6 protein-coding genes are annotated in these 6,826 nt (G+C 44.7%); 3 read left to right on the top strand and 3 right to left on the bottom strand.

All coding sequences use genetic code 11. The features are described from left to right. On the bottom strand, positions 1–190 hold a 190-nt coding region (locus tag LYNGBM3L_RS45645), incomplete at its 3' end, for a peptidoglycan-binding domain-containing protein (protein ID WP_008182699.1). A gap of 527 nt (positions 191–717) precedes the next feature. Here LYNGBM3L_RS45645 and LYNGBM3L_RS11410 point away from each other — a divergent pair. Next, entirely contained in the window at positions 718–1,770 is a 1,053-nt protein-coding gene (locus LYNGBM3L_RS11410; protein ID WP_008182695.1) for a mevalonate kinase family protein, read from the top strand. Next, positions 1,757–2,647 (top strand): UTP--glucose-1-phosphate uridylyltransferase, encoded by an 891-nt coding sequence (locus LYNGBM3L_RS11405; RefSeq protein ID WP_008182692.1) that lies wholly within the window; start codon positions 1,757–1,759, stop codon positions 2,645–2,647. The genes LYNGBM3L_RS11410 and LYNGBM3L_RS11405 overlap by 14 nt, the downstream gene beginning before the upstream one ends. A 28-nt stretch (positions 2,648–2,675) precedes the next feature. Here LYNGBM3L_RS11405 and msrB read toward each other — a convergent pair whose 3' ends face one another. Further along, positions 2,676–3,074: a peptide-methionine (R)-S-oxide reductase MsrB gene (gene msrB, locus LYNGBM3L_RS11400; RefSeq protein ID WP_008182689.1), complete on the bottom strand. Its 399-nt coding sequence runs from the start codon at positions 3,072–3,074 to the stop codon at positions 2,676–2,678. A gap of 700 nt (positions 3,075–3,774) precedes the next feature. Continuing rightward, positions 3,775–4,506 (bottom strand): RadC family protein, encoded by a 732-nt coding sequence (radC, locus tag LYNGBM3L_RS11390; protein ID WP_008182685.1) that lies wholly within the window; start codon positions 4,504–4,506, stop codon positions 3,775–3,777. Positions 4,507–5,137: 631 nt separating this feature from the next. Between radC and LYNGBM3L_RS11385 the strand changes: the two genes are divergently transcribed. After that, complete coding sequence (locus LYNGBM3L_RS11385; protein WP_008182680.1) at positions 5,138–6,655, top strand: integrin alpha; 1,518 nt, start codon at positions 5,138–5,140, stop codon at positions 6,653–6,655. The last annotated feature ends 171 nt before the right edge of the window (positions 6,656–6,826 follow it).

Below are 6,826 nucleotides of genomic sequence, written 5' to 3'. Positions count from 1 at the left end.
GCACAGCATATTCAATCTCTGTGTCAAAGATACCATCTAATGGACCAAAGTAATATCCCCGGTGAGCCAAGATACTTTGTAATTCTACCACATAAAGACCAATGAACCCTAGATAAAGGGTGTGCTTTCTGAGCCAAGCAGTGACACAAGCACTGGTCTGGGAGGTTTCCAAATTAATCAAAGCTGTCATGCTAGATTTCCCTGATGAAATTTTTCCTGGCATTCTTCATAATCAAATATCTGAGGTTGATCTGGGGTGATTTAAGTTTTAATAAGTTGTTAACCTTCTGCCAGTAAAGCGTGATTTGAATCACGTTAACTATGTTGACTGTTGACTGTTGACTGTTGACTATTGACTGTTGACTGTTGATCTTAGGGATGCACAGCCAAGGCTTGCATGCAGTAGTTAACATAAAACGTTCCATGTAGTTACCCCACGTTACGTTTATTTCTATCGACCCTAGAGGTTTCAAAATTTCTAGTTAATACCAAGTAGCATTGAGCGTTAGCACCCTCTATCGAGAGTTTCCCAGTCTGGTGGTGTCTTGCCGTCTTTGAATGCAATCCCTCTGATGGCAATGTCATACTATAGTGCTTTATATAGTGCATATAGTGATTTGCAGCTCAGTAAAATACACTTTAGCCTCTCGGGAGCTCCCACTGCAATCACCGGCTGTATTCTATTCCAATCAAGACTGCTATAGATTTAACTGAGTAATGAAACTGTTTGTGCCAGGTCGCCTTTGTCTATTTGGGGAACATAGTGATTGGGCAGGAGGCTATCGCTGCCTAAATCCCGAGCTCGAAAGAGGCTACACCCTAATCACCGGAACCAATCAGGGACTTTATGCTCTGGTCTTATCTCATCCGACCGAGCTGATTATGCGTACTTCCCTGAGGGAGGGTACACCGACCGTTTCTATTAGTTTACCAATGGAAAGGAGTGCTCTGCTCGCTGTTGCTAAAAAAGGCGGTTTTTTTAGTTATGCTGCTGGGGTTGCCTACCAGTGTCTATCTCGCTATCCTGTCGGTGGAATTGAAATCGATAATTACCGCACTGACTTACCAATCAAGAAAGGGCTATCCTCAAGTGCAGCAATTTCCGTCCTAGTTGCCCGCAGCTTCAATCGCCTGTATGACTTAAACATGACCCTCCAAGAGGAAATGGAGTTAGCCTATCTAGGGGAAACCACCACCCCTTCCCAATGTGGTCGGATGGATTTCGCCTGTGCTTATGGCAATCGACCGATCATGATGATGTTTGATGGTGATCACACCGAGATTAGTGAACTCAAGGTACCTCGGAATCTGTTTTTTGTAATTGTAGACCTCGGGGCAAGCAAAAATACTCAGGAAATCCTGAGTAAACTGAATCAGTGCTATCCATTCGCCACTAACGAAATACAACAGAATGTTCAGCACTATCTTGGTCCAATCAGTTCTAAAATTACTCAGGAGGCAGTTGAGGCTCTGGAAAGGGGTGATGCTGAACGGATTGGTAGCTTGATGAACCAGGCACAAGCTGAATTCGACCGCTATCTTATCCCTGCTTGCCCTGAGCAATTAACTGCTGGAGTGCTGCACCAAATCCTGAATTATGAACCAATTCAACCTTATATCCTAGGGGGAAAGGGAGTTGGCTCTCAAGGGGATGGCACCGCACAATTTATTGTTAAAGACAAGGAAAGTCAACAAAAGTTAATTAAAATTATTGAGCGTGATTTTCCTCAAATGGAATCTTTGACGTTAACGATTTATGCAGACCAATAACGTTCGCAAAGCTTTAATTCCCGCAGCGGGTTTTGGTACCCGTTTGTTTCCAGCCACCAAAGTGGTAAAAAAAGAGTTATTTCCGATTATTGACCGGGATGGTAGGGCGAAACCAGTGATCATGGCGATTGTAGAAGAAGCGGTCAGTGCTGGGATAGAAGAAGTGGGGATTGTGGTTCAAAAAAGCGATCGCAAACATTTTGAAGAATTTTTTAAGTCCCCCCCCAAACCCGAACTCTTCGAGAAACTCTCTCCAGAAAACCAAGCATACAGCCAATATTTACAGGATTTAGGCCATAGAATTACCTTTCTGATTCAAGAGGAGCAAGAAGGCTATGGTCATGCTGTATTCTGTGCCAAAGAATGGGTAAATAATCAGCCTTTTCTATTGTTGCTGGGGGATCATGTTTACACTTCTGACCATGAAACTTCCTGTGCTAGTCAAGTTCTAAACGTTTATAACCAGGTTGATCAGAGCGTTGTTGCCTTGACCGTAATGCCAGGAGAGATTATTCACAAAGCTGGTTGCGTGACTGGGATTTGGCAAGAGTCAGAATCACGGTTGCGTGTGACAGAGCTTTATGAAAAGCCTACTCTTGAGTATGCGCGAGCCCATCTCCATATGGAAGGAATGGCAAAGGATCAGTTCTTAGCGGTATTTGGTATGTATGTACTTAAGCCGAAAATTTTTGACTATCTTGAAGAGCACATCAACCAAAATATCCGTGAAAAAGGTGAATTTCAGCTCACATCATGTCTTGATAAATTGCGACAAGAAGAGGGCATAACCGGTTATCTAGTTAAAGGCAAGTATTTTGATACCGGAATGCCCCAGTTTTATCGACAGACCATAATTGATTTTCCGAATCAAACTTAGGTGACTTGATCTGATTAATCCTGTTTTTTTAATCCTGTTTCTCGAAACTAAGGGAAGCAGAATTCATACAGTAGCGTAAGCCTGTTGGTGGTGGTCCATCGCTAAACACGTGACCTAGGTGAGCGTCACAGACAGCACACAACACTTCTGTCCTGCGCATAAATAGGCTGTTATCCGGTTCCTCCTTTACATTCTCTTCTTTGATAGGTGCGAAAAAACTAGGCCAACCTGTCCCAGAATCATATTTGGTATCAGAGTTAAATAGCTCTGTTCCGCAACAGATACATTTGTAGATACCCTTGTCCTTATTGTTCCAGTATTCTCCAGTGAAGGCTCTTTCCGTTCCCTTCTGTCTGGTGACTTTAAACTGTTCCGGTGTTAGCTGCTCTTTCCACTGTGCTTCAGTCTTTTGTACTTTACTAACCATGGCTGAATCCTTGTAATAGTGTTTTGATGATACGTGGGAGGTGAGAGATCACCAATAGGGTAATCTGGTCTTTTTTAAAAAAAAGACACGTTTTGATACTTAACTTAACATTTTCTGGCACACAGGAGATGGGAAGTTTGGGAAGTTTGGGAAGTTTGGGGCGTGTGGGGAGATGGGCAGGGTTTGATCAAGGGTAATTATTCAAAGGTAGGCGTTGCTGAATTAAGGAATGAATGGGCGATCATCTGGTTTTATTAAAGCCCCCTAAATCCCCCAATTTTGGGGGACTTTGGGAGTTTTGTTCCCCCCAGCGAGGGATTGCTCGCTGGGGGGCTAGGCCGTGTTTTCAAAGTTTTCCGCAAGATTTAGATCCCCCCCAACCCCCCGCGCGGAAGGGGGGAGCCATTCTCAAAGTCCCCCTTTTTTAAGGGGGATTTAGGGGGATCTCCGAGTTTGAAAACACGCCCTAGGGGGGCGAAACCATACCCAGAATCAGCAACGCCCAAAGGTAAGTATTCGCCCATGAGATGAGTGGTCAGGCAACCCTTCCGTGTCTGCCACAGCTAATATCATGTCAGGATAATTACCCTTAATAAAAATCTCCCCCATCTCCCCATCTCCCCACACCTCCCACCCTCCCCACCCTCCCCGCGCCCGGGCCCCAAAATTGATGGATATTCAACCGGACTTGATATAAACCTCACTCTTCCTGGGGATACTCATCCCACAGTTTCGTTACTTGCCGTATGCTCTGGTAATTACCATTGCCAACAATCAAGTGATCCAATACCGGAATACATAAGAGTTGACCTACCTGTAATAACCGTTCCGTTAGAGTAATATCTTGAAAACTTGGGTCAACACTCCCAGTGGGATGATTGTGAGCCACAATTACCTGTGTTGCTCCTTGGCGCAGCACTTCTCGGAAAATATCCCGGGGATTAGCAATGGTTTCTGTTGCTGTACCAACAGTAATAATCTGAGTACCCAACAAATGATTCTTAACATCAAGTAGCAACACAGCAAATCGTTCATGATTTTGCCACATTAAGTCATGACTCAAAGACGCTGCTGCTGAGGCTGGACTATCAATAATTACACCTTCTGTAGGTCGAGACAGAAATGCCCGTTTGCCCAGCTCCACTGCGGCTAAAATCGTTGTGGCTTTCGCTAGTCCAACACCATGAATTTGGGTCAATTCTTGAGCTTTAATATTCCGCAACACAGCCATTGGGTCTCGCTGGTCTTTGGCAAGTTCCTGTAAAATCAACTGTCCTAAACCCATGGCAGAAAGCTTTCCTTTGCCTTGACCTGTACCTAAAAGAATTGCTAGCAGTTCCGCTGTCGCCAGATTTTTAGCTCCTAGAGCAACTAATCGCTCACGAGGACGTTCACTGATGGGAAGATCAGCAATTCTCAGGCAATATGTCATAGATGTACACTGATCAAGACTGAAGGGATTTATTTTTAGTTATCCCGTTTTGAGCTAAGAAAGCTAGATTCGATTGGGAATATGCTGATTATCCCAATAATCAAGATGGGGAGATGGGACGATGGGGAAATGGGGAAATGGGGAAATGGGGAAATGGGGAGATGGGGAGATGGGGAGATGGGGAGATGGGGAGATGGAGAAATTAGGTGTAAACAAACACAGATGACTAGCACAATTTCATAATACTGTCGTGCCAAATTGACGATTTTGCCAAATCTTTACATAACGGATTTTCTTTAGTGCATAAATATTTGAACAAAACCAAGAAGGTTTAGTGCTGGATTGTCTAGGAAGGTTATCCCTTGATTAGCGGACTTTTCGGCAACACCAATTACCTACCAAAAACGAAAATCCGAGAAATTCTAATCATATTGACTGACTTAATACCTCAAAGCGCGTAGTGGCTATGTTACAGTAATTAATAATTTACAATCAACATATAAAGATTTTCCCTAGACTGCCTCAGAATTAAGTAAAATTTTGATGAATTTATCACAATCCTAGTCCCAATCACTAGGATTAGCTGAGATGATGTCAAATCGAAAGCATATAGACATCTACCAAATTAACTATGTCAAATCAACTATTCAATATTTCAAACCTTAACGGCAGAATTGGGTTCTCTATTAATGGTGTTACGTTAGGTGACCGCTCCGGTTTCTCAGTCAGCAGCGCTGGAGATATCAACGGTGATGGCAATCATGATCTGATCATCGGAGCCCCAGGTGCTGATCCCAATGGCCTTTTTTCAGGTACAAGCTATGTAGTCTTCGGTGGTCCAGATGTAGGTACTACCGGTACCATTGAACTAGCTGACCTAGACGGTACTAACGGTTTTGTTATTGCCGGTCTTAATTCAACTGGATTCTTAGGCTTTTCGGTTAGCAGTGGTGGAGATATCAATGGTGATGGTACGAATGACCTACTGGTAAGTGCTCCTGGTGCTGGTGCCAACAACAATGGCGTTAGCTATGTAGTATTTGGCGGTTCCACTGTGGGCTCTACTGGTAGCGTAGATCTCTCATCTGGCTTTGCTATCAATGGCATTGATCCTGCAGAATTTTCTGGTCATTCCATCAGCAATTTAGGGGATGTTAACGGCGATGGGAAAAATGACCTATTGATTGGTGCTCCTCATGCCTTGTTGCCTATTTCTTCTCCCGGTCTTAATCCTGGCAATGCTTATGTGGTATTTGGGGGCACAGGTACTGGCGGTAGCCTAGACCTCTCCACTCTGGACGGCACTAATGGCTTCCTCCTCACCAGTAGTGTTGCCGGAAACTTAGCAGGTTTTTCAGTCAGTAGTGCTGGGGATATCAATGGTGATGGCATCAAGGACTTCGCTATCGGTGTTCCTGGTAGTGATTCTCCTCTGACTGACAACAGTTCTGCTGGCAAGACTTATGTAGTGTTCGGTGGTTCAGGTGTCGGTGCCACTGGAACCCTAGACCTCTCATCGATACCCTCCTCCGACCCCAAAACTGGCTTCGTCATTAATGGTATTGATGAAGGTTCTAGCCTTGATCTCGGTGACAGGGCAGGCTGGTCCGTGAGTGATGCTGGCGATGTCAACGGTGATGGTGTTAGTGATTTAATCATTGGGGCTCCCTTTGTTGACTCCGATACCCAGACTGATGTTGGCGAGGCTTACGTAGTGTTTGGCGGCACCGATGTTGCTGGTACAGGGAACTTAGACCTTGCAAGCCTCGACGGTACCAATGGCTTTGCCATCACAGGGATTGAAGCGAATGGTCTCCTGGGCTCGTCAGTTAGTTATGCTGGGGATCTCAACAAAGATGGGTTTGCTGATGTTGCGATTGGAGCTAAAGGTGCAGGCAAAGTTTATGTGCTATTCGGCAGTGAAGAGTTGGGAACTACTGGCAGTGTAGACCTTTCTACCCTAAACGGCGAAGATGGCTTAGTTATCGAAGGTACTGACTCCCTAGGCTTCTCAGTAAGTGGAGCAAAAGACGTTAATAGTGATAGCATTGATGACCTAGTTATTGGCGCACCTGGTCTTGAGCTTAGTACAGCCAATGGCGANACCCAGGGAATAGCTATGTCCTATTCGGTAATGTTGCTCCAGTGATAGACCTCAATGGTGTATCGCCAGTTATCGATCCCGATCCAGATACCACTACTGATACTGATCCAGATACCACACCTGATCCCGATCCAGATACCACTACTGATACTGATCCAGATACCACTACTGATACTGATCCAGATACCACTACTGATACTGATCCAGATACCACAC

Origin of the sequence: Moorena producens 3L (assembly GCF_000211815.1) — a bacterium.
GTDB lineage: Bacteria > Cyanobacteriota > Cyanobacteriia > Cyanobacteriales > Coleofasciculaceae > Moorena > Moorena producens.
The sequence above is the reverse complement of the archived record's forward strand: the minus strand, read 5'-3'. Positions and strand labels throughout refer to the sequence as shown.